Annotated in this window: 22 protein-coding genes and 1 pseudogene; 4 read left to right on the top strand and 19 right to left on the bottom strand. The window is 69.8% G+C overall.

The window, feature by feature from the left end; all coding sequences use genetic code 11:
* Positions 1 to 664 precede the first annotated feature (664 nt).
* Entirely contained in the window at positions 665 to 1,297 is a 633-nt protein-coding gene (gene gmk / locus D187_RS36160) for a guanylate kinase (protein ID WP_002627528.1), read from the bottom strand.
* Complete coding sequence (locus tag D187_RS36155; RefSeq protein ID WP_043433210.1) at positions 1,294 to 2,172, bottom strand: YicC/YloC family endoribonuclease; 879 nt, start codon at positions 2,170 to 2,172, stop codon at positions 1,294 to 1,296. Before D187_RS36155 ends, gmk begins: the two co-directional genes overlap by 4 nt.
* Before the next feature lie 76 nt (positions 2,173 to 2,248).
* On the opposite strand from D187_RS36155, the gene D187_RS36150 reads away from it, so the two are divergent.
* A complete protein-coding gene (locus tag D187_RS36150) occupies positions 2,249 to 3,352 on the top strand; it encodes a glycosyltransferase family 9 protein (RefSeq protein WP_002627530.1) in 1,104 nt (367 codons plus the stop codon).
* On the opposite strand, the gene D187_RS59375 is transcribed toward D187_RS36150, so the two are convergent.
* The 9 genes from D187_RS59375 to D187_RS36105 form a co-directional block, all read right to left on the bottom strand.
* The gene (locus tag D187_RS59375; protein WP_368665065.1) at positions 3,341 to 3,559 is read right to left on the bottom strand and encodes a Trm112 family protein; all 219 of its coding nucleotides are present in this window, start codon (positions 3,557 to 3,559) and stop codon (positions 3,341 to 3,343) included. The genes D187_RS36150 and D187_RS59375 overlap by 12 nt on opposite strands.
* 12 nt (positions 3,560 to 3,571) lie before the next feature.
* Positions 3,572 to 4,063 carry an adenylyltransferase/cytidyltransferase family protein gene (locus D187_RS36140; protein ID WP_002627532.1) on the bottom strand — a complete coding sequence of 164 codons (492 nt, stop codon included), beginning with the start codon at positions 4,061 to 4,063 and terminating at the stop codon, positions 3,572 to 3,574.
* Complete coding sequence (locus tag D187_RS36135; protein WP_020918506.1) at positions 4,060 to 5,046, bottom strand: bifunctional heptose 7-phosphate kinase/heptose 1-phosphate adenyltransferase; 987 nt, start codon at positions 5,044 to 5,046, stop codon at positions 4,060 to 4,062. Before D187_RS36135 ends, D187_RS36140 begins: the two co-directional genes overlap by 4 nt.
* A 76-nt stretch (positions 5,047 to 5,122) precedes the next feature.
* Complete coding sequence (gene lpxK / locus D187_RS36130) at positions 5,123 to 6,103, bottom strand: tetraacyldisaccharide 4'-kinase (protein ID WP_002627534.1); 981 nt, start codon at positions 6,101 to 6,103, stop codon at positions 5,123 to 5,125.
* Between the two features lie 65 nt (positions 6,104 to 6,168).
* Complete coding sequence (locus D187_RS36125; protein WP_043433204.1) at positions 6,169 to 7,191, bottom strand: glycosyltransferase; 1,023 nt, start codon at positions 7,189 to 7,191, stop codon at positions 6,169 to 6,171.
* Positions 7,188 to 8,456 (bottom strand): 3-deoxy-D-manno-octulosonic acid transferase, encoded by a 1,269-nt coding sequence (locus D187_RS36120; RefSeq protein WP_002627536.1) that lies wholly within the window; start codon positions 8,454 to 8,456, stop codon positions 7,188 to 7,190. Before D187_RS36120 ends, D187_RS36125 begins: the two co-directional genes overlap by 4 nt.
* 31 nt (positions 8,457 to 8,487) lie before the next feature.
* Positions 8,488 to 9,666: a hypothetical protein gene (locus D187_RS36115; RefSeq protein ID WP_002627537.1), complete on the bottom strand. Its 1,179-nt coding sequence runs from the start codon at positions 9,664 to 9,666 to the stop codon at positions 8,488 to 8,490.
* Entirely contained in the window at positions 9,663 to 11,441 is a 1,779-nt protein-coding gene (locus D187_RS36110) for an ABC transporter ATP-binding protein (RefSeq protein WP_002627538.1), read from the bottom strand. The genes D187_RS36115 and D187_RS36110 overlap by 4 nt, the downstream gene beginning before the upstream one ends.
* The gene (locus D187_RS36105; protein ID WP_043433243.1) at positions 11,441 to 13,324 is read right to left on the bottom strand and encodes a DUF4388 domain-containing protein; all 1,884 of its coding nucleotides are present in this window, start codon (positions 13,322 to 13,324) and stop codon (positions 11,441 to 11,443) included. The genes D187_RS36110 and D187_RS36105 overlap by 1 nt, the downstream gene beginning before the upstream one ends.
* A gap of 153 nt (positions 13,325 to 13,477) precedes the next feature.
* Between D187_RS36105 and lpxB the strand changes: the two genes are divergently transcribed.
* The 3 genes and pseudogenes from lpxB to D187_RS36090 form a co-directional block, all read left to right on the top strand.
* Complete coding sequence (gene lpxB / locus D187_RS36100) at positions 13,478 to 14,629, top strand: lipid-A-disaccharide synthase (RefSeq protein ID WP_002627541.1); 1,152 nt, start codon at positions 13,478 to 13,480, stop codon at positions 14,627 to 14,629.
* A 37-nt stretch (positions 14,630 to 14,666) separates the two neighbouring features.
* Entirely contained in the window at positions 14,667 to 15,371 is a 705-nt protein-coding gene (locus tag D187_RS36095; RefSeq protein WP_043433198.1) for a polyprenol monophosphomannose synthase, read from the top strand.
* An 8-nt stretch (positions 15,372 to 15,379) separates the two neighbouring features.
* Positions 15,380 to 16,006 (top strand): annotated as a pseudogene (locus tag D187_RS36090) (MarC family protein); the annotation flags it as partial.
* Between the two features lie 17 nt (positions 16,007 to 16,023).
* On the opposite strand, the gene D187_RS36085 reads toward D187_RS36090, so the two are convergent.
* From D187_RS36085 to D187_RS36050, 8 genes are all read right to left on the bottom strand, one after another.
* Complete coding sequence (locus D187_RS36085; protein WP_043433195.1) at positions 16,024 to 16,470, bottom strand: adenine nucleotide alpha hydrolase family protein; 447 nt, start codon at positions 16,468 to 16,470, stop codon at positions 16,024 to 16,026.
* 227 nt (positions 16,471 to 16,697) lie between these two features.
* Positions 16,698 to 17,501, bottom strand: coding sequence for an LpxI family protein (locus D187_RS36080; RefSeq protein ID WP_002627545.1), 804 nt, complete (start codon positions 17,499 to 17,501; stop codon positions 16,698 to 16,700).
* Between the two features lie 8 nt (positions 17,502 to 17,509).
* The gene (gene lpxA, locus D187_RS36075) at positions 17,510 to 18,286 is read right to left on the bottom strand and encodes an acyl-ACP--UDP-N-acetylglucosamine O-acyltransferase (protein ID WP_002627546.1); all 777 of its coding nucleotides are present in this window, start codon (positions 18,284 to 18,286) and stop codon (positions 17,510 to 17,512) included.
* An 18-nt stretch (positions 18,287 to 18,304) separates the two neighbouring features.
* Positions 18,305 to 18,772, bottom strand: a complete 468-nt coding sequence (gene fabZ, locus D187_RS36070) for a 3-hydroxyacyl-ACP dehydratase FabZ (RefSeq protein ID WP_043433236.1) — start codon at positions 18,770 to 18,772, stop codon at positions 18,305 to 18,307.
* Positions 18,772 to 19,836 carry a UDP-3-O-(3-hydroxymyristoyl)glucosamine N-acyltransferase gene (gene lpxD, locus D187_RS36065; protein WP_002627548.1) on the bottom strand — a complete coding sequence of 355 codons (1,065 nt, stop codon included), beginning with the start codon at positions 19,834 to 19,836 and terminating at the stop codon, positions 18,772 to 18,774. The genes fabZ and lpxD overlap by 1 nt, the downstream gene beginning before the upstream one ends.
* A 15-nt stretch (positions 19,837 to 19,851) precedes the next feature.
* Positions 19,852 to 20,415: an OmpH/Skp family outer membrane protein gene (locus tag D187_RS36060; RefSeq protein ID WP_002627549.1), complete on the bottom strand. Its 564-nt coding sequence runs from the start codon at positions 20,413 to 20,415 to the stop codon at positions 19,852 to 19,854.
* A gap of 101 nt (positions 20,416 to 20,516) precedes the next feature.
* The gene (bamA, locus tag D187_RS36055) at positions 20,517 to 22,862 is read right to left on the bottom strand and encodes an outer membrane protein assembly factor BamA (protein ID WP_002627551.1); all 2,346 of its coding nucleotides are present in this window, start codon (positions 22,860 to 22,862) and stop codon (positions 20,517 to 20,519) included.
* Positions 22,863 to 23,014: 152 nt separating this feature from the next.
* Entirely contained in the window at positions 23,015 to 23,689 is a 675-nt protein-coding gene (locus D187_RS36050) for an ABC transporter ATP-binding protein (protein ID WP_002627552.1), read from the bottom strand.
* Between the last annotated feature and the right edge of the window lie 5 nt (positions 23,690 to 23,694).

The following is a 23,694-nucleotide window of genomic DNA, read 5'->3' as shown; positions in this document are numbered from 1 at the left end:
TGTGTCCGGCTGTCCTGCTGTGCTACTGTTCCACTCGACCTCGCGGCCCCACCGCCTTCAACCAGCGGGGCGGCTGTTGTATTCTGAACCGTTTTCGCTGTCAAGCGGCCGTTGCCGCTTCGCTTTTTCGGTTCACCGCGAAGAGAATTTTTCTTCTCTGTCGAAGGGAGGCGGAACTTACTGCTTCCCTGCCCCTCTTGTCAACTCGCTTCGTCGACTCGTTTTTTCCCGCCCGCCGCTTCTTGTCGCCTGCGCGACTTCTTCGGCTTGGGGGAGGTGGCATCTATCACCACCGCGTTTCGAGTCAACTTGCTTCGTCGACTTCTTATTTCGCTCTGTCTGCTTCGGCCGGAGGTCTCCACCGCCAGTGCGGCTTCGCCTTTCCGTCCGTGGGGGCGCGGCTTCTATCGCCCCGCCCTGCCGAGAGTCAACTGCTCTTTCAACCGAGCCGTCGTTCCCGCCCGTCACCCGCTGTTGCCAGTCAAGTAACGAGTACGTCCCCTCCCGCCAACTGTCAGTTGCCTGACACCCGGCCGCGAGGTGAGGGGCCTTATCCACCAAGCGATCCGCCGACGCAAGCTCTTTTCCCCAACCGTTGCTTGCGCTCTCCCAAACGACTCCTCCTCGAGGAACTTGCTGGTTCAACCAGTCCGAGGAGAGGACCTCAGGGGACGGAGCGATCCAAGCGGAGCCTGGAGAGATCCACCCTGCCCTGCCGACAGCGCTCGGCGACCACCACCGAGTGGAGATCCGCATAAGCCCGGTCGAAGTTGTCGTTCACGATGATGTAGTCGTACGAGGCGATTCCCCGCTCGATCTCCGAGCGAGCCGCCAACAGCCGACGACGAATGGTGTCCTCGGCGTCGGTCCCGCGCTCGCGCAGCCGCCGCTCCAGCTCTTCCAAGGAGGGCGGCACCACGAAGACACAGACCGTGTCGGAGTGCTTGCGCTTGATCGCAAGCCCGCCCTGTACGTCGATGTCGAAGATGGCCATGCCCCGTTGGGCCCGGGCCTCATCCACCACCGACTGCGGGCTGCCATAGAAGTGGCCGTACACCTCGGCCCATTCCACGAAGTCGCCCCGCTCGATCCGATCCTGAAAGGAGGAGACGTCCACGAAGTGGTAGTCCACTCCGTTCTGCTCCCGGCCTCGGGGCTGCCGGGTGGTGACGCTGATGGAGAAGAGGGCGTTTGGCACCTCGTTCAGCAGACGGCGCGCCAAGGTCGTCTTCCCCGTCCCCGAGGGGGCGGAGAGCACAAGCAGAAGACCGGGTGGGAAAACAGTGGGCTCGTTCATTCGACGTTCTGGACCTGTTCGCGGATGCGCTCGACTTCTGCCTTCATCGACACCACTCGTGCGGAGATCTCCGCGTGCTGGCTCTTGGAGCCCGTGGTGTTTACCTCGCGGTGCATCTCCTGCACGAGGAAGTCCATCCGGCGGCCCGACGGCTCTCCCGCCCCCATGAGCTGGCGGAACTGCTCCAGGTGACTCGCCAGCCGCGTCATCTCCTCGGCGATGTCGCTGCGTTCCGCGAACAGGGCCACCTCCTGGGCGAGCCGCTGCTCGTCCACCGAGATGCCCCGCGCCAGTTCCGCCACCCGCTCGGTCAGCCGCTGCCGGTACTCCTCCACGGAACGCGGGGCCAGCCCGGCCACCTCCCGGCTCCAGCGCTCGATGAGCCCCAGCCGCGTCTCCAGGTCCACCCGGATGGCCTCGCCCTCGACCTGGCGCATCTGCTCCAGGGCCGTCAGCGCCTGCTCCAGTGCCCCGGAGACAGCCTGCGTCGCCGACTCCACGTCCATGCCGCGCTCTTCCAACCGCACCACCCCGGGTTGGCTCGCCACCACCGACCAGGAGACCTCCGCCAGCTCCCCCAGGGCCTCCCCGACTTCACGCAGGGCACGGGCCCACTCCCGGGCGAGCCCCACATCCACCACGGGCACCGTGCCCGCCGCCGTCGCCGTGTTCCGCTTGATGAAGACGTCCACCGCGCCTCGCGCCAGACGGTCCTTCACCTGCTTCACCAGCGCCGGCTCCAGCGCCGACAACTCCCGCGGCAGCCGCGCCTTCACCTCGCAGAACTTGTGGTTGAGCGAACGCACCTCGACGGAGAACTCCTCGTCGCCCACGCGTGCGCGCCCCGCTCCAAATCCGGTCATGCTCTTCAACATTGGCGGCTTGCTAGGCGCTTCCGGCCATCAGGTCAAGCCACCCGCGCGCGCCCGCTCTGCTATGGTCCGCGCCCCGATGGTCTGGCACAAGCGGCTCGAGTTCTGGGCGAAGCTGGCACTCGCTCTCGTGGCATCCGCCCTCCTGTGGCGCCCCGGCCGACGCCGGCAGGCAGGGCAGTCCCTCCCCTCCCCCCGACGCGTCCTCCTGGTCCGCATCGACAACCGCGTCGGGGAGGCCCTCCTCACCACCCCCCTCATCCGCGCCCTCAAGGCCACCCCGCGCCCCCCCGAGGTCCACGTCCTCGCCCACGCCAAGGTCGCTCGCGTCCTCGCCGGCCACCCCGAGGCCGACCGCGTCATCGCCTTCAACCGGCGCCTGCTGTGGCTCGGCGCCCTCGCCCCCGGCATCCGCGCCCTGCGCCGCGAGCGCTATGACGTCGTCGTCGACTGCTCCAACTGGTCCAGCCCCTCGGTGACCTCCGCCCTCATCTCCCGGCTCGTCGGGCCCCACGCCCTCGTCATCGGCCCCAAGCAGTGGCCCGTCCACCTGCTGCACTCGCTGTCCATCCCCGCCCGCTCCGATACCTCCGGCGAGATGCTCCAGCGCCTGCACCTGCTCTCTCCCTTCGTCCGGGAGGACGAGCAGCCCGCGCGCATGTCCTTCCGCCGCCCCCTCATCAGCGAGAAGTTCCATCTCTGGCTCGAGGCCGGAGCCGGCTCGCCCCGCGCCGTGGTCAACCCCGGTGGACGACTCGGCTGGCGCCGCATCCCTCCCGAGGCCTTCGCCGCCGGCGCTCGCGCCCTGCTCGCCTCCGGACGCACCCCCATCGTCACCTGGGGCCCGGGCGAGGAGGAGCTCGCGCGCTCCGTGGTCGCCGCCGCTCCGGGCGCCCAGCTCGCGCCTCCCACCAACATCGATGAGCTGGCCGCCCTCATGCGCGACGCCGGGCTCACCCTCTGCAACAACACCGGACCCATGCACCTGTCCGTGGCCGTCGGAGCCCCCACCCTCGGACTCTTCCTCCGCATGGACATGGAGCGCTGGGGACACCCCTACCCGCCCCACCGCATGGTGGACCTCACCCCCGTCGCCGACTCGGGCGGGGACCTCGAGGCCCGCGTCTTCGAGGAGGTCCGCTCCTTCGCCGAAGAACTCCAGGTCCGCAGTTCAGTATCCTGACTTCACCCACGGGCTCGCCTCGCCGGCGAGCAACTCCGCAACCCCGTCCCGGATGGGATAGGCGAGCGCGCAGCCCGCACAGCTCAGCGTCCCCGACCCAGACGTCTCCGCCCCCCCCTCGCCAGAGGCCAACCCGGCCTCATCGAGCGAAAGCGGTTCCTTGCAACGAGGGCACGCCAGCACCCTCAACAACTCCTCGAAAATCATCATGTGCGCCCCCTATCCGGGTCCTCGGTCCATTCGCAAACGCCGGGCCAGCTCCGTCGTGCTGTGATTCTTGGGATCCCCCGCCACCGCCACCCGGCCCCCATAGGCGCGGACCTCATCCGCCTCGGGAATGCTGTCTGGCGTGTAATCCGTGCCCTTCACGTGCACGTCCGGCTTCAACGCCCGGATGATGGACCGCACGTTGGGCTCGTCGAATACCAGCACCCGGTCCGTACACGCCAGCGCCGCCACCAATTCCGCCCGCTCCGTCTCCGGGATGTGTGGCCGGCCCGGCCCCTTGTACGCCCTCGTCGACGCGTCCGAGTTCACCGCCACCACCAGATGGTCCGCGAGCTCCCGGGCTCCCTCCAGATAGCGCACATGTCCCACATGCAGCAGATCGAAAATGCCGTTGGCCAACGCCACCGTCTTGCCTTCTGCTCGCCAGCGCTCGCGCTGCTCCACCACCTCCGCGAGCCCCCGCACCTTTTCCAGCGTGCTCATCTCGTACCCCTCAGCTCTCCCAACAACTCGTCGCGCGCCACCGTCGCCGTGCCCAGCTTCTGCACCGCCAGCGATCCCGCCACGTTCGCCAGCCGCGCCGCCTCCCCGAAGCCGCCACCGGCCGCCAACCCGAGCGAAAACGCCGCGATCACCGTATCCCCCGCCCCCGTCACGTCCACCGCGTCCTTCGCCCCGTGCACCGGCACCAGGTCCACGCCCCCCTTCGCATCGAAGAGCGCCATGCCATGCCGGCCCCGCGTCACCAACAACGCCTGGCAGCGCAGCCGCTTCACCACCTCATGCCCCGCCTCCAGCAGCTCCGCCTCCGTCCTCAAGGGACGGCCCACCAAGGACTGCAACTCCGGCTCGTTCGGCTTGCACACCGTCACCCCGGTAAAGGCCGACAAGCTGTAGCGGCTGTCCACGCACACCGGCATCCCCTCCGCCGCCAGCGCGCGCAGCGCCTCGCGCATCTCCTCCCCCACCACCCCCGCGCCGTAATCCGACACCACCACCGCGTCCGCTTCCTTCGCCGCTTCCTCCACCCGCTTCACCAGGGCCCGCCTCAACCGCGGCGGCAAGGGCCCCCGCTGGCCCCGGTCCAACCTCAACATCTGCTGTCGGGTCGTGCTCACCCCGCCCGCCAGGATGCGCGTCTTCGTCTCCGTCTCCACGTCGCGCGCACTCACCGCGCTCAGCTGGATGTCCGCCTCGGCGAACAGCTCGCGCAACGCCCGGCCCATCTCGTCCGTGCCCAGCACCCCCACCGCCGTCACCTTCCCCGACAGCGCTCGCACGTTCGCCGCCACGTTCGCCCCTCCCCCCAGCTTCACCTCCGAGGACTCGTGGCGGACGATCAGCACCGGCGCCTCCCGGCTCACCCGGTCCGTCTGGCCGTAGATGTAATGGTCCGCGACGAGATCCCCCACCATCAGCACCCTCCGGCGCGAGAACGCCAGCGGCAACTGAGCCAGGGAGGACATCGCTCGGGCGGGTAGAACGGCGGCCATGGCGGCGCGTTGTCCCACACCGGCTCCCCGCCCACAAGCCGACCTTCTCCTACTCAAGCCCCAGGGCCCGGCGGAGGTGCGCCTCACCCTCCAGCACCTCCACCCCCAGTCTCACCGTCCAGGTCTCGAAATCCACGGGAAGACGTACCCGGTCCTTCTCCGTCGTCACCACCCGCGCTCCCAGCCGCTCCGCCCGGGCCCGGACTTCCTCGAGTTCCCGCGCGCTGAACGGATGATGGTCCGCGAAGAAGGCCGTCCCCTTCACCTCCACGCCCAGTTCCTCCAGCGTCCGCACGAAGCCACCAGGCCGCGCCAATCCCGCCAGCGCCAGGACCGGCCTCCCCTCCATCACTCCGGGTGGATGCAGCGCTCCCTCGGGGTCCACCCAGCCCGTGGGCCGGTAGAGCGTCCGCACCCGGGGCGCAGTGAACGGCGGCCAGTCCACCACCGGCACCGAGGACGCTCGCACCCACACGAGCGTGGCCCGCTTCAGGGACGCCAGGGGCTCGCGCAAGGGCCCTCGCGGCAACATCCGTCCATTGCCGAAGCCCACCGCCTCGTCCACCACCACCACGTCCTCGTCCCTCGCCAACCGCCGGTGCTGGAAGCCATCGTCCAACAGCACCACCTCCAGCCCGTACTCGTCCCGCGCCCTCCTCGCCAACGCCCGCCGGTCCGCTCCCACCAACAGCCGGGCCTCGGGACACCGGCGCGCCAACAGCAACGGCTCGTCCCCCGCTTCCTCCACCGACGGCAGCCGCTCCCGCCCCGTGAAGCTCAACGGCTCCTTCGAGCCACGCCCATACCCGCGCGTGAGAATGCCCACGCGCTTGCCCTCCCGCACCAGCAGCTCCGCCAGGTAGAGCACCGCGGGCGTCTTCCCCGTCCCTCCCACGTTCAGGTTGCCCACCGAGATGACCCGCAGGCCCTCCACCCGCTCTCCGCGCAACCACCCCGCGTCGTAGAGCGCGCCACGCAGCCGGACGCCCGCCCCATAGCCCCACGACACCAGCTCCAACGGTGCGAGCATCGCCCGACGCCTCCACGGCTCCGGCGCCCCCGGATAGAAGACCCGCTCGATTGCCGTCGGGCCGCTCACCGCCCCGCCCTCGCCCGCTCGTACAGCGCGAGCACGTCCGCGGCGATCCGCGCGTTGCCCGGATGCTCCACCAACGACCGCTCCCCCGACACCGAGGCCGCCACCACCGCCTCCGGCGTCAGCTCCTCCACCCGCGCGTCCGCCAGTGCCGGCAGGTTGCCCTCCTCCACCGCCACCACGCGCACCCCACAGGCCCGCGCCTGCGCCGCCGCCCTCGCGCTCCAGTCGTTCCCCAACCCCAATATCCACACCTCGTCCAGCGCCTTCAGCCAGCGCGCGAACGCCTCCCCCTGCTGATAGCCCGCGAACGTCACCCCCTCCTCCAACCCCAGCGCCCGCACCTGCTCGCGCACCGTCTCCACCAGGCCCCCATCCCCCACCAGCACCAACCGCGCCTCCGCGCGCGCCCGCCGCAACCTCGCGAACGCCTCCACCCCGAGCGCGTGCCGGCGTGACGCCTGGAAGGTCGACACCATGCCGATGAGCGGCGAGCCCGTGAGCCCCAGCTCCCGCCGGAGCGCCTCCCGGTCCACCTCGGGCCGGAACATGCCGTCCACCAACGGTGGCAACACCTGCACGCGCCTGCCCACCAGCCGGGTAATCAGCGAGGACGCGGGCACCGTGTACGCGTCCGCCTCCGGCAGCGAAGCGCGCAACGATCTCGGCGCATGCACCGAGCGGATCAACACCGCACCCCGTGGCCGTCCCCAGCGCGCCACCAGGTGATCATGCGTGAAGTGCGCGTGCACCACCTCCACGCTCCGCCCCCTCAACCGCCACCCGTCCCCCACCATCCGCCACGGCGGCGACTTCACCGACAACTCCAGCCCGCCCTCGTCCAAGAGCCCCAACGCCTCGAAGCGCGGCACCGCCAGCTCCTCCGACGACGCCTTCGCGCGCCGCCGGTCCACCGCCACCCGCACCTCGTGCCCCGCCTCGCGCTGCGCCAGCGCCAGCAACGCCACGTTCTCCGCCGGGCCGCTCCAGGAGGGGCTCGCGAGCAGATGCAAAATCCTCATCGCGCCAGCACCCGCGCCATGTGCTCCACGTTGCGCTGGCTCGCGCCGGACACCTGCCGCACCGTCGTCCTCGCCAGCACCCCGAGCGACGTCACGTTCTCCGGCTTCTGCAGCAGCTCCGACATCACCCGGTACAGGTGCTCCGCGTCGTTCACCTGGATGCCTCCCCGCCCCACCAGCACCTGCACGCTGTCCTGGAAGTTCTCCATGTGCGGCCCGAACAACACCGGCTTGCCCTGTCCCGCCGGCTCCAGGATGTTCTGCCCTCCGCGCGTCGTGAACGAGCCACCCACGAACACCAACGACGCCAGCCGGTACGCCCGCGACAGCTCGCCCATCGTGTCCAGCACCACCACCCGCCCTCCCTCCTCGTTCCCCTTCGAGCGCAGCCCCACGCTCAACCCCGCGTCCCTCGCCAGCGCGGCGATCCGTCCCGCCCGGTCGATGTACCTCGGCGCGATCACCAACCGCAGATCCGGGTGCACGTCCAGCAGCCGGCGGTAGACCCCCAACAAGTGCTCCTCCTCGCCCTCGTGGGTACTGCCGGCGATCCACACCCGCTCCCCCGCCTTGATTCCCAGCGCCCCGCGCAGCGCCTCGTCCTCCTGCCCCGGGCCCACCGCCGCCAGGGCATCGAACTTGGTGTTCCCCGTCACGAAGACCCGCTCGCCCGGCGCCCCCAGCGCCAGCGCCCGCTCCGCCTCGTCCTCGCCCCGCATCAGGAACAGCGCCATGTCCCGCAGCGGATTGCCAATCAGCGAGAACAACAGCCGATACTTGCCCTGCTGCCCCGGGGAGAAGCGCCCGTTCGTCAGCGTCACCTTCACCCCGGCCCGCTTCGCCGCGCGGATGAGGTTGGGCCAGATCTCCGTGTACTCGAGCACCAGCAGGTCCGGCTGGATGGCACGCACCGCCCGCCGCGTGGCGCCCCACAGGTCGTACGGCGCATACACCACCGCGTCCACCTCCTTCGCCAACCGCCCCCGCCCCATCATGAAACCCGAGTCCGTCATCGTGGAGAGCACGATGCGGCACCCCGGAAAGCGCGCCCGCAGCGGCGCGAACATCGGCGAGAGCGCCAGCAAATCTCCCGCGCTCGCCCCATGCAGCCAGAACGTGGGCCCCACCCCACGCGGGGGCAGATCCCCCGGCGCGTAGTAGCCGAGCCGCTGCCTCAACCCGTTGCGCGTCTTGCGATGCAACGACAGCACGGGGAACAGCACGGCGAAGAGCAGATAGCTGGCGAGGACGTAGAGCAAGCGCATGGGAAGCCGGGCCGCGTCCCTCTAGCAGATCTCAGCGTTCCACGCTCCGTGCCAACACCCGGACTGGACTCGGGACGATCCACGGCCGCCACTGGCTCCCGAAGAACCGCCCTGGCGCCTCCACCCACGCCTCCACCTGGACCGCCCCCTCCTCCACCAGCTCCACCGACACGCCATCCGGACGCAGCCGCCCCGCTCCCCGCACCTCCACGCGGACGTGCTCCCGGGCACCCGGTGGCAGGCGCACCGTGAGCACGTCGCCCACGTGGGCCTCCCGGCGCTCGGCGTCCACTCCCTCCAGGACGAAGCCCTCCGGTTCACCCAGCGCCCGGAACGCACAGAGGGCCCGCCCACTCACGAGCCCCTTCACCACCGCCTCGGCGGCGGCTCGCGCGTCCCCGGGCAGCACGGGCGCGGCCCCGTCTTCCCCGGGCGGCAGGTACATCGCCAGCGACTGGAAGACCTCCTCGTAGCCCGGCAAGCCATGCGCATCGTGCGCGCACAGCACCAGACGCGGCTTCTCCCGCGCCAGCTCCAGGAGCTTCGTCACGGGTCCCTCGTCCGGCTCGACGAGCAGCATCACCCCGTGCACGCGCTGGCCGAGCCAGGCGCCCACCGCGGGCAGCAACCGGCTGAAGGGGCGGCGCACCGCGCTCCGGAAGAACGTGTCCGCCGAATAGAGCTCGAAGCCCTCGGCCTGCCGCGCGGCCTCCTCGTGGCGCCACGGATTGCGCGCCTGCACCGGATGGGCGAGCACACTCACCCCCCCGGCCCGCTCCACCGCCGCCTGGGCCTCGCCCCCGTCCATCCCCTTGAGCTCTCCCCCCAGCGGGTGCTCGAGGCCGAACGCCACGAGGTGCCCCGCGGCCGTGGAGATCTCCACCCCCTGGATCAGCAACACCCCGTCCACGAAGACGGGCTCGCGCGGGGTGAAGTCATTGTGATCCGTGAGCACCACGAAGTGCAGGCCCGCCGCCTTCGCCGCCGCGGCCACCTCCGCCTCCGTCGCCCGCCCATCCGAGCGCGTGGTGTGCACATGGAAGGCGCCGCGCGGCCACCGAGGGCCCTCGGGCGCCGGGGGCACCACCGGGTAGTCGGCATACGAGGCCGCGAACGTGAAGAAACCCGCCGACCCCAGGAGGAGCAGCACCAGCCCCATCAGGGCCCGCAGCCCCTTGCCCACCCAAGCCCATGCACTGGAGGGCTTCACGCCGCGCCCCGCTCGGCCCCCGCCTGCAACGCCCACAGCGCCGCGTAGGCGCCGCCCCGCGCCAGCAACTCCTCGTGGCGTCCCTGCTCCACCACCCGCCCCGCCTCCACCACGCAAATGCGATCCGCGGACACCACCGTCGACAGCCGGTGGGCAATCACCAGCGCCGTGCGCCCCGGCAACACCCGCGCGAGCGCCGCCTGCACCTCGCGCTCGCTCTCGGGATCCAGGCTGCTCGTCGCCTCGTCCAGCACCAGCACCGGCGCCCGCGACAACACCGCCCGCGCGATGCACAGCCTCTGCCGCTGCCCTCCGCTCAGCTTCGCGCCCCGCTCGCCCACGAGCGTGTCATAGCCCTCGGGCAGCGCCTGGATGAACTCATGCGCGTTGGCCACCCGGGCCGCCGCCTCCAGCTCCTCGCGCGTCGCGTCCGGCCGCGCCAGACTCAGGTTGTCCCTCACGCTGCCCGAGAAGAGCAGCGGCTCCTGCGTCACCAGCGCGAACTTCGCCCGCACGCTCTGCGCCGTGTAGCGGTCCGCGTCCACCCCGTCGAGCATCATCCGGCCCTCGCTCGGGCGCTCGAAGCGCAGCAGCAACTGGGTGATGGTGCTCTTGCCGCCTCCGCTCGGCCCCACCAGCGCCACCACCTGCCCCACGGGCAGCTCCACCGTCAGCCCCTCCAGGGCCCGCCGCTCGCCATAGGAGAAGCCCACGCCCTCCAACCTCAGGCCGTGCTCCAGGGCCGGCGCCTCGGTGGCCCCGGGCGCGTCCTCCACCGGGTGGCGAAGGTCCAACAGCGCGAAGAGCCGCTCGCCCGCCGCGCCCGCCTGCATCGCGAACTGCGTCACCCGGCCCAGGTCCTTCACCGGCTGGTACACGAGCACCACCGCGGTGAGGAACGACAAGAGCGACGCGGGCTCCATGGCCTGGGTGGCCGCCACGTAGGCCAGGGCGCCCGCGAGCGCCGCCGCCGCCAGCACCTCCATCACCCCCGGCACTCCACCCCGCGCCCACGCGGCCCGCACCATGGCCTCCTCGTGGGCGCGCGCGTGCGACGAGAAGCGCTCCAGCTCCGCTGCCTGCCCGTTGAAGGCCTGGATGGTGCGCATGCCCCCCAGTCCCTCCTGGATCTGGCCCGCGAGGTGCCCCAGTTGCAGCTGTCCCTCGCGCGTGCCCCGCAGCGCCTTGCGTGTCAGCCGCGAGGCCGGCAGCGCCGCCAGGGGAAGCACGCACAGCATCAACCCGCCCAGCAGCGGACTGAGCGACAGCGCCACCCCGGCGAGCACCACGATCTGCAACGAGTCGCGCAGGTAGGAGCCCACGGTGTACATGGCCGCCGCCTCCACCGACTGCACGTCCGCGGAGAAGCGGCTGAGCAGGTCCCCCATCCGCTCGCGCGCGAGCTGCGCGGGTGACAGCGAGGTGAGACGCACGAACAGCTCGCGCCGCAGGTCCGCCACCGTCTTCTGGGCGAAGAGGCCCATGAAGTAGAACTGGCCCAGGTACGCCACGCCCTTGACGATCCCCACCGTCACCACCACCACGGGGAAGCCCCAGAGCGCGGCCTCGCGCGGCAGGTCCGCCAGCCACGGCACGGCCTGCTCGCCGCCAAAGCCCCGCTCGCCGCCCGACAACAGGAAGCGCAGCGCGGGGCCCATCAGGTACGCGTACGCCCCCGTGCACAGGCCCAGCACCGCCATGCACACGAACGCCGCGCCCAGCACCGCCCCATGGGGCCGGGCGTACCCCAACAACCGCCACAACGACTTGTGCATCACCGGCCTACTTTGCGCAGCGCGGCCTTCGCGAGCTGGGAGTTGGGGTTGAGTTCGAGCACCTTGAGCAGCTTCTTGCGCGCGCCCGACTCGTCGTTCATCTCACTGTCGATGATGGCCGAGATGATGAGGGCCCGCTCGAGGTACGGGTTGAGCGTGAGCGCCTTGCGCAGCACCTTCTGCGCGGCCCGGGCCCGGTCCTCCTTCGGCCCCGTGCTCGCGAGGAAGGTGGCCCACGCCAGGTACGAGTAGTACTCGGGCTCCTGGGGGTTGAGCCCCACCGCCTCCTCGAAATGGATGAGCGCCGAGCGGAACTGCTTGCGCTTGAGCGCCGCCTCTCCCCGCCGCAGCATCAGCTCGGCGTCCACGTTCACCGTGGTGGAGCGGCCCACGTCCATGCGGGACACGAGGTACTGCAGGTACGCCTTGCGCTTGTCCGGCACCGACAGCACCCGGTACGCCGCCGACAGCTTCTCCTGCACCGAGTCCAGCAAGTCCTTCATCTCCGAGGTGTCGTACTCGGCGTAGCTGTCCGGGTGAAAGCGCATGGCGAGCTCGTGGTAGGAGCGCTCCACCGCCTCGCTGTCCGCGGCGATCTCCAGCCCCAGGCAGCGGAAGTAGCTGCCGGTGATGATGCGCACCGCGCCCTCGCGCAGGTTGGCCGCCACGTCCGCCGGAAGCGGCTTGCGCTTGCGCGGGGCGATGACGTCCGGCACCACCACCACCTCGCCGGGCCCCTGGGCCACGGGCGTGGGCGAGAAGTCCACCCCACCCACCAGCCGCAGGAACCACAGGAGCGAGTAGCCCCGCCGCAGGTCGCCCCGCCCATGCGCGAGCAGATCCCTCAGCGGGATGCGCCCGTTCATCTGCATGGCGATCTTCAGGTCCTCCGTGTTCAGCCCCAGCGCGCCCAGATCCCTGCCGAAGTCGGGCGTGCGCACGGGAAACTCCGACTGGTGCGCGCGCAGGGGCGCGGCCAGCGTCTTGAGCGGCATGGCCCGGCGCGCTCCATCCAGGATGGGCGCCAGCGCGGGCGTCTCCACCGTGGCCACCTCGCTCTGGAAGTCATCGCCGGGATAGAAGGCGTAGCGGCCCTCGCGCATGCCGATGACCTGGGCGACCCGGTCCATCGTGTACTCGCGCAGGAGCTGCAACAGCTCCTCGCCCGCGGCCTCCACCCCGGCCTCGTTGAGCGCCGCGCCGATGCGCAGGCCCGAGCCCAGCGCCTGCACCACCCGCTCCGCCTGCGCCTCGTTGAGCACCTGGCGCTGCAGCAGGTAGTTGGGCAGCGCGTCCTGGCGGGCGCTCGAGTCGTAGTTCACCGCGCTGCCCTGGGCGAAGAAGACCCGCCGCGTCAGATCCCGGTGCGCCACCACCAGCACGCCATCGCGGCGCAGGCGGTAGAGCGACACCAGCAGCGCCGGCAGCGGAAACCCCTTGAGATCCCCGCTCATCACCGCCGGGCGCACCAGCATCCCCAGCACCCCCTTGAGCGGGGTGGCGTCCTGCTCCATGGCGGTCGACAACGACTGGAGCTTGCCCACCAGCTCGCCGGGCTTGAGCGGGTCGGCCACGTAGGCGTTCACCTTGAGGTCCACCAGGGAGGCCACGCCGCGGGCCCGGCCCAGGTGGCCCTTGTCGATGGCCACGATGGGCACGCGCGCCCCCAGGCTGTAGTTGCGGATGAGGTGGCCCACGTGCGCGCCATCCAGTCGCGGCACGTCCACGGACATCACCACCAGCGAGGGATTGTCGGCGACGAAATGCTCCATCGCCGAGCCGGGCTCGCCCACGGCCCTCACGGTATAGCCGGCTTGAGACAGGACCCCGGTGAGATGCTCACGGGTGGGGGGATGGTTCTCGACCAGCAGAAGCTTCTTCACGGGCCCGCGAGTGTACACACTCGGCCCGCCCTGCATCAGGCCGCTCTCACCCTCGCTTCCACCCGTTCCACCGCCAACGGACCGCTCGGCCGCCCTCCTCGGAAGCAAGCACACCCTGGCCGGGTTCGGCGCATCAGGTAGGATGCGCGCCCCTTGTCCTCCGCCCCCCAGATTCTCGTCGTGGCCGGCGAGGCGTCCGGTGACGCCCACGCCGCCGAACTCGTCGCCGCCCTGCGCGCGCGCCGCCCGGACCTGTCCTTCTTCGGCATGGGAGGCTCGCGCCTCGCCGCCCAGGGCGTGGAGCTGCTCTATGGCGCCCATGAAGTCAATGTCATGGGCATCACCGAGGTGCTGCCCAAGATTCCGCGCATCCTCCAGGTGATGGGGGGCCTCGCACGGGCCGCCGCCGAGCGCCGCCCCGCCTGCGCCATCCTCGTGGACATCCCCGACTTCAACCTCCGGCTCGCCGCGCGGCTCAAGAAGCTGGGCATCCCGGTGGCCTACTACGTGTCGCCGATGATCTGGGCCTGGCGCCGGGGCCGGGTGAAGACGATCGCCCGGCTCGTGGACCGCATGCTCTGCATCCTCCCCTTCGAGGAGGACTTCTACCGGGAAGCCGGCGTCGCCGCGCGCTACGTGGGCAGCCCCGTGGTGGAGCAGGTGCCCGCCCCCGCCAGTGCCCTCGCCTTCCGTCAGAAGCTCGGTCTGCCCCCCGAGGCGCCCACCCTGGCGCTGTTGCCCGGCAGCCGCATGAGTGAGATCCGCCGCATCCTCCCCTCCATGGTGGGCGCGGCGAAGACGTTGGTCGCCGAGCGTCCCGGCCTCCAGGTGGTGGTGCCCGTGGCGCCCACGATCGCCCGCGAGGAGATCCTCTCGCGCTTCGAGGGCAGCGGCGTGCGGCCCATCCTCGTGGAGGGCCGGGCCCCCGAGGTGGTGGGCGCCAGCGACGCGGCCATCGTCGCCTCGGGGACGGCGGCGCTGGAGGCGGGGTTGATGCAGCGGCCCCTGGTGGTGGTCTACCGCGTGTCGCTGCTCACCTACCTCGTGGGCCGGATGATGCTGAAGGTGGCGCACGTGGCGCTCGTCAACCTGCTGGCCAACCGCCGGGTGGTGCCCGAGCTGCTCCAGGGAGACATGACGCCCGAGCGCATCGCCGGGGAGATCCGCCGCCTGTGGGTGCCGGGCGCGCCGCGCGACGAGATGCTCCGGGGGCTGGAAGAAGTGCGCACGCGCCTGGGCGAGTCCGGGGCCGCCACGCGCGCCGCCGAGTCGGTGCTGGAGTTGCTGCCCGCGGCGAAAGTCTAGGAGCGAGCCCGAGCGCTCTGCTATGTCCCGCCGCGCGATGAATCCAGCGCTGGTCTGCATCCCAACCTACAACGAGCGGGACAACCTTGAGCCCATCACCCGCGCGGTGTTGGCGGCCGAGCCGCGGGTGGACATCCTCGTCGTCGACGACAACTCCCCGGATGGCACGGGGAAGCTGGCCGACGAGCTGGCGGCGAAGGAGCCGCGCATCCGCGTGCTCCACCGCGAGAAGAAGCAGGGGCTGGGGCGCGCCTACCTCCATGCCTTCCGGCAGGCGCTCGACTGGGGCTACACGTACATCCTGGAGATGGACGCGGACTTCAGCCACGATCCGCGCTACCTGCCCACGATCCTGGACACGGCCCAGGCCGGCGTGGACCTGGTGCTGGGCTCGCGCTACGTGCACGGCGGCGGCACCGTCAACTGGGGCGTGGGCCGGCAGCTCATCAGTCAGGGCGGTTCGCTCTACGCGCGGAGCATCCTCGGGGTGGACATCCGCGACCTCACCGGCGGCTTCAAGTGCTTCCACCGCCGGGTGCTCGAGTCCATCGATCTGAGCGCCGTGCAGAGCACCGGCTATGCCTTTCAGATCGAGCTCACCTACCGCACCCTCAAGCAGGGCTTCACGGTGAAGGAAGTGCCCATCGTCTTCGAGGATCGCCGGGTCGGGCAGTCCAAGATGAGCCGGCGCATCTTCGTCGAGGCGCTGACGATGGTGTGGAAGCTGCGCCTCACGGTGTAGGAGGGCGCATGTCCGAACAGTTCTCGCTGTTCATCGTGGCGCTGCCCGCGATGCTCTTCGTCGTCGATCCGGTGGGCCTGGTGCCCATCTTCCTCGCGATGACCGCGGGGGACTCGGAGGAGAAGATCCGCAGCACGGCGCGGCGCGCGTGCATCGTGGCATGCGCGCTGATGCTCTTCTTCGCCCTCTTTGGCGGCGTCATCTTCAAGGTGTTCGGCGTGTCGCTGGGCGCCTTCCGGGTGGCCGGCGGCATCCTGCTGCTCATCACCGCCCTGGACATGCTCCGGGCGCGCCCCTCGGAGACACGCACCACCCCGTCCGAGACCCAGGAAGGCGTGGTGAAGGAGGATGTGGCGCTGGTGCCCCTGGCGATGCCGCTGCTCGCGGGTCCCGGCGCCATCGCCACCGCCGTGGTGCTGATGGCCCGTGGCGGGGATCGGCTCGTGTCCGCCGTGCCCGTGCTGCTGGCCATCCTCATCACCTTCGTGACGAGCTACTTCGTGCTGCGCGCCGCCGGCCTCGTGCAGCGCGTGCTGCGCCAGTCCGGCGTGGCCATCCTCGAGCGCGTCATGGGGCTCATCCTCGCGGCCATCGCGGTGCAGTTCATCGCGGATGGCGGCAAGGATCTGCTGCGCGAGCACCCCGCGGTGTCTCAGATGCTGGATGCGGCCCAGACGCCCGAGCGCTTCATCACCGCGCCCTTGGCCTTGCCGCCCAGCGACATCCGGTTGGGGCCCGCGCGCTGCGCGTCGTAGACGTAGCCCTCTCCCTGGCGCTGGAGGAAGAGCACCAGCGCCTCGCGGGTAATCTCCCGGACCACCTTGAAGTTGGGACCCCCACACGAGGGATCTCCCGAGAACAGGCGCTCGAGCACGTTCTCGTCCTGGTCCTGGACGAAGACGAGCACCTGGGTGGGCCCGTCATGCCCGTCGGCCTCCAGGCCGGAGAGGATCTGCTGCGGCAGCTGCTCACGCACCAGGGTCTGGACGAGTTCGCACTTGGTCGCCTCGTTTTCGGGGGCCGCCGTGGCGGGCGCTGGCGCGTGCATGCAACCAGGGGAGGCAAGGGCGAGCAGGGCGGGGAGCACGAGTCGCTTCATCCGTGGGTTCTCCTTGGGGCGGCACCGTCCGCCATCGCGGCGGAAGACGGGGGGACGTCGAGAGGAAGGCACCCTGGGGAGTACCCGGGTGCCGTGCAACGCGAATCCGGCTCCTTCGCGGCGGTGATGTTCGTAACAGATCCTTCGGGCTCGAACATTCCCTACCCTGGAACGAGAGACCATCCGCTCCCCGACTTTCTCCGGGAGTGAGCGGCCCGCCTCGCCCCTCAGGGCACGCCCACCAGGGAGATGCCCGCGGTGTCGGCCTTCCGGAAGAGCTCGGGTGCGTCCAACAGCACCGTCTTCCCCACTTCCAACGCCAGCACGGTGGCCCCCACTTCCTTCATGACGTCCAGGGTGCGGGGGCCGACGGCGGGCAGATCGAAGCGCAGGTCCTGCCCGGGCTTGCAGCGCTTGACCACCACGGCGCCCGCGCCGCCGTACTTCGCGCCCCGGCGGATGGCCTCGTCGGTGCCTTCCACCGCCTCGAGCGCCAGCACGTGGCCCTGGCGCACCACCACCGTCTGGCCCACGTCCGCCTGTCCGAGCAGCGTGGCCACCTCGCGTCCCAGCGCCACGTCCTTCTCCTGGACGGCGTTCAGGACGGGTCCGGCGAGGTGCCCGGCGGGACACAGGGCCTGGGCCAACCAGTCCGTGGGCGCCACGATGGTGACGCCATGGGACTCGAAGTAGTCCGCCACCGCGCGCAGCAGCGCATCATCGCGCACGCTGCGCAGGCGCGAGAGGATGCGCACCGCGCCCAGGTCCGGCCGGGCCTCGGTGAAGGCGCGCACCCGGCCAATGCCCCCGGCCATCGCCGCCCGGGAGACGCCCGCGTCGCGGAAGGCGCGCAGGATGCGGTCCACCTGCCCCAGCCGCACCCACGTCAGGGAGGCGACCTCGGAGGCCAGCGCTGGATCCGCCTCGCCCCGGTGGGCGACCGCCACCACTTCCAGGCCCTGGGCCCGGGCCGCGCTGGCGAAGAGGAAGGGCAGACGGCCGTTGCCCGCGATGAGGCCAATGCGTTCCACGGGGGGTGTCAGCGCGTCAGGCCGCGCTTGCTCTGGGCGATGAAGTCCACCAGGTAGTCGATCTCCGACTGGCCACCCAGCTCCGCCTTCAGCCGGGCCACCGCCTCCGTCAGCACCAGCTTCGAGCGGAAGAGGATCCGGTAGGCCTCCTTGATGCGGGCCACCTGCTCCTCGCTGAAGCCATGGCGCTGCAGGCCGATCACGTTCAGGCCGGACAGCTCCGCCCGATCCCCCTGCGCCGTGCAGTAGGGCGGCACGTCCATGGTCACCATGGCGCCGCCCGAGATGAAGGCATGCTTGCCCACCCGGGTGAACTGGTGCACCGCGGACAGCCCGCCGAGGATGACGAAGTCCTCCACCACCACGTGCCCGGCGAGCGCCACGCTGTTGGCGACCACGCACCCACTGCCCACCACGCAGTCGTGGGCCACGTGGCTGCTGGCCATGAAGATGTTGTTGTCCCCGACCCGCGTCACCCCGCCCCCGCCCACCGTGCCGATGTTGAGCGTGGTGGACTCACGGATCTGGTTGCCGTTGCCGATGATGAGCTGGGTGTCCTCGCCCGCGTACTTGAGATCCTGCGGCACGCCCCCCACGGAGGCGAAGGGAGAGATGCGGTTGCGCTCGCCGAGCGTGGTGCGGCCATCGATGACGACGTGGGCACCCACCTTCGTGCCCGCGCCAATCGTCACCTTGCCACCAATGATGGAGTAGGGACCCACCTCCACGGTCTCGTGGAGGCGGGCATCCGGATGGACCACCGCCGTGGGGTGAACCTGCGCCATGGTGTCTCCCTCGTCCTGTCAGGACGCCTCGGCGGTGGAGCCGCCCGACTTCTTGTCCTTGTCCACGACGGTGGCGAGGAACTCACCCTCGGCCACCTTCGCTCCGTCAACCGTGGCCGTTCCCTTCGTCTTCCACACCGCGCCCTTGTGACGCAGCACCTCGACGTTGAGCTGCAACCGGTCTCCGGGCACCACGGGCTTGCGGAAGCGCGCCCCGTCCACGCTCATCAGGTAGGAGACCGACCGCGCGGGGTCCATGTTCTCCGTCTTGTAGGCGAGGATGGCCGACGCCTGGGCGAGCGCCTCCAGGATGAGCACGCCCGGCATCACCGGGTGTCCCGGGAAATGGCCGTTGAAGAAGGGCTCGTTCATGGTGACGTTCTTGAAGGCCACGATCTTCTGGCCAGGAACGATTTCCACCACCCGATCCACCAGGAGGAACGGATACCGGTGGGGCAGCAGCGCCTGGATCTCCTGGATGTCCATCATCCGCCCTTCTCCTTTTTCTCGAGCATCTCCACCCTGCGCCGCAGGGTGCGTACTTCCTTGAGCAGCTCGGTCAACTGGCCGAGCGCGGCCGACGTCCGCAGCCACTCGCGGTGGGGCATGGCCGGGGTGCCGCTCACCACCTGTCCATCTTCCACGTCCTGCGCCACGCCCGACTGGGCCCCGACCTTGGCCATGTCACCCACGCGGATGTGGCCCACCACACCCACCTGCCCCGCCAGCACCACGCCCGTGCCCAGCTCCGACGAGCCGGACACGCCCGCCTGCGCGCACAAGAGCGACAGCGGGCCCACCTTCACGTTGTGGGCGATCTGCACCAGGTTGTCGATCTTCGTGCCGCGGCCGATGACCGTCTCGCCGAGCGTGGCCCGATCGATGGTGGTGCAGGCGCCCACCTCGACATCGTCCTCGATGCGCACGATGCCCGCCTGGGGAATCTTGTAGTGCTCGGGGCCCTGGGCGCCCTCGGGGTTGAAGGCGAAGCCGAAGCCGTCCGCCCCCACCACGCACGAGGCGTGGAGGATGACGCGCGCTCCCACCAGGCAGTGCTCGCGCACGGTGACGTTGGGGTAGAGCACGCTGTCCTCGCCCACCACCGCCGCCTCCCCCACGTACGCTCCGGGGAAGAGCACCGCGCGAGCCCCCACCCGCGCGCCCTTGTCCACCGTGGCCCCGGTCATCACCGTGGCGTCCGGGTGGACGCTGGCCTCGGGGTGCACGTGGGCGCCGGGCCGCACGCCCGCCTCGTAGGTGGGCCGCGGGTGCAAGAGCTGGGAAATCTGGGCGAAGGCCAGGTGCGGATTGGCGACACGCACCAGCGAGACGTGCTCGCGTGGCTCGGCCTCCCGGCCCACCAGCACGGCCGACGCCCGGGTGGCGTCGTACTGCCGGCGGTAGCGCGGGTTGCCATAGAAGGAGAGCTCGCCAGGCACTGCCTCGACGAGCCCATTGAGTCCGGTAATCACGAGGCCGGCGTCACCGAGGAGCTCACCGCCCACATGGGCGGCGAGCTCCCCGAGCCGGCGGGGCTTGGGCGTATGCACGGAAGAGAGCGAGGCCTACTTCTTGGGCGCGTCCTTGGCGACCGGGGCGTCCTTCGCCTTGCCCTTGCCACTGTTGTACGAGCGGATGACCTCGTTGGTCAGGTCGTACTGGCTCAGGGCGAACACCAGGCCGGAGTCGCGCTTCTCGAAGACCATACCCAGGCCCTCGCGGTCGGCGATGTTCTTGATGACGTCGTCGATCCTCGCGATGATCGGCTCCATCTCCTTGCGCTCGCGCTCGGCGGCCTCACCGCGGCTCTTCTCCCACTTCTGAGCCAGGTCGTAGACCTTCTTCTGCAGGTCGGTGGCCTTCTGGACGCGCGTCTCCTCGCTCATCGCGCTCGCCTGCTTGTCCAGGGTCTCCTTCTCCTTGCGCAGGGCCTCCTGCTCGGCGTCGATCTCCTTCTGCCGGGCCTCCAGCCACTTCTGGAGACGGGCCTTGGCCGCCTTGCCGTCATCCACCTCGAGCATGACGCGCTGGTAATCCACATAGCCCATCTTGGTTTCGGCGGCGGCCAGCGTGGGGACCGCGAGCGAGGCGGCGATGGCCAGGACGGACAGTTTGCTTCGAAGCGACATGTGCGACAGCTCCTCGGGGGAAGTTTGGAAAGTTCGACGTCCCGCCGGTTTCCCTGTTCAACGGCCCCGAAAGGCCGGGAACAGAGTGGACGGACGACCTATCAGAAGAAATTGCCGATCGTAAACTCGAAGAGGATGGGCTGATCATCCGGGCGCTTGGTGAGCGGGATTCCCCACTCGAAGCGCAAGGGACCGACCGGCGAGAACCACCGGAAGCCGAATCCCACCGAGTGGAACAGGCCCAGGGGCAGCTTGTCCTGCTTGTCCTCGAAGAAGCGCTCGTTGGAGGCGTAGGCGTTGCCCGCGTCGTAGAAGACCACGCCGCGGATGCCGGCCTTCTCGAAGATGGGGAACTCCAACTCCACGTTGAGGATGAACTGCTTGTTGCCGCCCACGTTGATGGACTGGATGACGGCATCGGGCGAGGAGGAGTTGGGCACCAGCAGCGAGGGGCTGATGGTGCGCAACGCGTAGCCGCGCATCGAGTTGATGCCGCCCAGGTAGTAGAGCTCGGAGATGGGCAGCGGCCGCTGGTTGTCCAGCGACTGGATGTAGCCCACGGTGGCGTTGGTCTTGAAGACGGCGCCCAGGGGCAGCGGGAAGTACAGGCGCGAGTAGGCGCTGTAGCGCGCGAAGAGGAACGAGCCGCCGAGGAAGCCCGGCGCGTACTCCACCGAGCCGTAGTGGATGAAGCCCTGGGAGGGGAAGAGGCGGTTGTTGCGCTTGTCGTAGGTGACGGACAGGCGCGCCGAGCTCGTCACGCCACTGAGGAAACGGTTGGCCAGCAGCACGCCGCCAAGGTTCGACAGGGCGGAGACACTCACGTGCTCCTGCGAGTAGCCCACGTTGACGAGCAGATCCTCGACGATCTGGTAGCCCAGGCCGACGTTGCCACCCGTGGAGCGGCGGTCGAAGTCGACGTAGTTGGACTCCACCCGGAAGAAGTCCGCGGAGAAGATGTAGTTGGTGTCCAGGAAGTACGGGTCGAAGAACGACAGCTGCACGAGCGAGCGCAGGCTGGAGATCTGCGCCGAGGCGGACACGCTCTGGCCCCAGCCGAGGAAGTTGTTCTGCGACACCTGGGCCGTGAAGATGAAGTCCTCCACGTTGGAGAAGCCCAGGCCCACCTGGAAGGTGCCGGTCGCCTTCTCCTTCACCTCCACCGTCAGGACGATGGAGTCCCCGCGCGAGCCGGGCTTCTGGTTGACCTCCACCGTCTCGAAGAAGCCGAGCGCCGTCACGCGCTCCTTGCTGCGGCGCACGCCGGTGCCGCTGTACAGCTCCCCCTCGTAGACGCGCAGCTCGCGGCGGATGACCTTGTCCCGCGTCTTGGTGTTGCCCATCACCTCGATGCGCTCGATGGTGACCTGGGGACCCTGCTGCACGTCGAAGGTCAGGTCCACCGTGCGCTGGTCGGCGTTGATGTTGGTGACGGGGTTGATGTTGGCGTAGGCGTAGCCCCGGTCGTAGTAGACGTCCGTGAGGGCCTGGATGTCCGTGCCGAGCTTCGAGCGGCTGAAGTGCTCGCCGGAGTTCGTGCTCATCAGGCGCGCCAGCTCCTCCTTGGGCACCACCAGGTCGCCGGAGAAGTCGATCTTGCCGATGTCATAGCGCTCGCCCTCGGTCACCCGGAGGGTGATGTAGATGTCGCGCTTGTCGGCCGACAGCGACACGTTGGGCTTGTCCACCCGGACGTTGATGAAGCCCTCGTCGTAGTAGGTGGCCTGGATGACCTGCAGGTCGCGCTGGAAGACCTCCTCGCGGTAGGTGCCCTCGCTCGTGAGGAACGACAGGTAGCCGCCCTGCTTGGTGAGCATCACGTCCTTGAGCCGGGAGACGGAGATCTTCTCCGCCCCCAGGATGACGATGTCCTTCACCAGCACCTTCGAGTTCTCCTCGACGGTGAAGACCACGTCGACCTGGCCACCCGCCACGGGCTCGATCTTGTGGGACACCTCGGCCAGGAAGTAGCCCTTCTCGATGTACTTCTCCTGGATCTTCTTCTGGGTGCTGCGCACCGTGTCCATGTCCAGGATGGTGAGGGGCTTGACCTCGATGGACTCCTTGAGGTCGTCCTGGCTGATCTCCTCGTTGCCGGCGAGCTTCACCGAGCGGATGGACGGGCGCTCCTGCACGCGCACCACGTAGATGACGCCGCCGGCGGGCAGGCGCTGCACGAGCAACTGCACGTCGCTGAAGTAGCCGAGCGCCCAGACGGCCCGGAGATCCTCGGCGCTGCGGGACGTGTCGAGGTCCGTGCCCACCTGGGTGCGCAGGGCGCGGCGGATGGCCTCGGCCTCGACGCGGCGGTTGCCCTCGACGCGGATGTCGGTGACCTCGTCCTCACGCGCCTGCCGGTCGGGATCGACCGGGGCATCGGCGCTTCGGGGGGCGGAGGTCGCGGGAGGCGCATCCGTGTTCGTCTGCGCGAGCACGCGACCGGGCATCACCGTCCATGCGGCGACGAGGAGAGGAACAAGGAACCTGAGCGGAAGAACGGGGAGCCTCAAGAGAAGTCGGCCGGTAAAGGGCGGGGCAATCTATGGGAGGAAATCAGCGGGTCTCAATGAGAAAGCGCCGGACGGGGGTCCGGAAGGCCTCATGCTTCGGTTACCTGGCCGGCCATCAGCCGCAACCGCCGGGGCATGGAGCGCGCCAGGGTCTCGTTGTGCGTCACCACCACGGCGGTGATGCCCAGGTCCCGGTTCACCTCGCGCAGCAACTGGTGGATGCCCTCGCCGGTGGCGGGATCCAGGTTGCCCGTGGGCTCGTCGGCGAGCAGCACCGCCGGCTTGAGCACCAGGGCGCGCGCCAGGGCCACGCGCTGCGCCTCACCGCCGGATAGCTCTCCGGGCCGGTGATCCACCCGGCTGCCCAGGCCCACCCGCTCGAGCAACTCCCGCGCGTAGGCATAGGTGGGCGCCCGCTCCCGGCGCTGGATGAGCGCCGGCATGGCCACGTTCTCCAACGCGGTGAACTCGGGCAGCAGGTAGTGGCTCTGGAAGACGAAGCCGATGGTGCGGTTGCGAAAGTCGGCGATCTCCGCGTCGTTCATGGCGAAGACGCTCTGGCCATCGAAGAGCAGCTCGCCCGCGGCGGGCATGTCCAGCGTGCCCAGCACGTGCAGGAACGTGCTCTTGCCCGCACCGGACGCGCCGATGAGGCTCACCATCTCCCCCTTGTCGATGTCCAGGGAGACGCCGCGCAGCACGTCGATGCGCTTGCCGTGCAGGAAGTAGCTCTTGAAGACGTCGCGGATGGAGAGCAGTGCCATCGTCC

Origin of the sequence: Cystobacter fuscus DSM 2262 (genome assembly GCF_000335475.2) — a bacterium.
Taxonomy (GTDB): domain Bacteria; phylum Myxococcota; class Myxococcia; order Myxococcales; family Myxococcaceae; genus Cystobacter; species Cystobacter fuscus.
Note: the sequence above shows the minus strand (reverse complement) of the source record. Positions and strands in the feature narration are given on the sequence as shown.

Coding starts and splice junctions, on each gene's coding strand:
- gmk (WP_002627528.1), bottom strand. CDS start 1,297: ATGAACGAGCCCACTGTTTTCCCACCCGGTCTTCTGCTTGTGCTCTCC.
- D187_RS36155 (WP_043433210.1), bottom strand. CDS start 2,172: ATGTTGAAGAGCATGACCGGATTTGGAGCGGGGCGCGCACGCGTGGGC.
- D187_RS36150 (WP_002627530.1), top strand. CDS start 2,249: ATGGTCTGGCACAAGCGGCTCGAGTTCTGGGCGAAGCTGGCACTCGCT.
- D187_RS59375 (WP_368665065.1), bottom strand. CDS start 3,559: ATGATTTTCGAGGAGTTGTTGAGGGTGCTGGCGTGCCCTCGTTGCAAG.
- D187_RS36140 (WP_002627532.1), bottom strand. CDS start 4,063: ATGAGCACGCTGGAAAAGGTGCGGGGGCTCGCGGAGGTGGTGGAGCAG.
- D187_RS36135 (WP_020918506.1), bottom strand. CDS start 5,046: ATGTCCTCCCTGGCTCAGTTGCCGCTGGCGTTCTCGCGCCGGAGGGTG.
- lpxK (WP_002627534.1), bottom strand. CDS start 6,103: ATGCTCGCACCGTTGGAGCTGGTGTCGTGGGGCTATGGGGCGGGCGTC.
- D187_RS36125 (WP_043433204.1), bottom strand. CDS start 7,191: ATGAGGATTTTGCATCTGCTCGCGAGCCCCTCCTGGAGCGGCCCGGCG.
- D187_RS36120 (WP_002627536.1), bottom strand. CDS start 8,456: ATGCGCTTGCTCTACGTCCTCGCCAGCTATCTGCTCTTCGCCGTGCTG.
- D187_RS36110 (WP_002627538.1), bottom strand. CDS start 11,441: ATGCACAAGTCGTTGTGGCGGTTGTTGGGGTACGCCCGGCCCCATGGG.
- D187_RS36095 (WP_043433198.1), top strand. CDS start 14,667: ATGAATCCAGCGCTGGTCTGCATCCCAACCTACAACGAGCGGGACAAC.
- D187_RS36085 (WP_043433195.1), bottom strand. CDS start 16,470: ATGAAGCGACTCGTGCTCCCCGCCCTGCTCGCCCTTGCCTCCCCTGGT.
- lpxA (WP_002627546.1), bottom strand. CDS start 18,286: ATGGCGCAGGTTCACCCCACGGCGGTGGTCCATCCGGATGCCCGCCTC.
- fabZ (WP_043433236.1), bottom strand. CDS start 18,772: ATGGACATCCAGGAGATCCAGGCGCTGCTGCCCCACCGGTATCCGTTC.
- D187_RS36060 (WP_002627549.1), bottom strand. CDS start 20,415: ATGTCGCTTCGAAGCAAACTGTCCGTCCTGGCCATCGCCGCCTCGCTC.
- bamA (WP_002627551.1), bottom strand. CDS start 22,862: ATGCCCGGTCGCGTGCTCGCGCAGACGAACACGGATGCGCCTCCCGCG.
- D187_RS36050 (WP_002627552.1), bottom strand. CDS start 23,689: ATGGCACTGCTCTCCATCCGCGACGTCTTCAAGAGCTACTTCCTGCAC.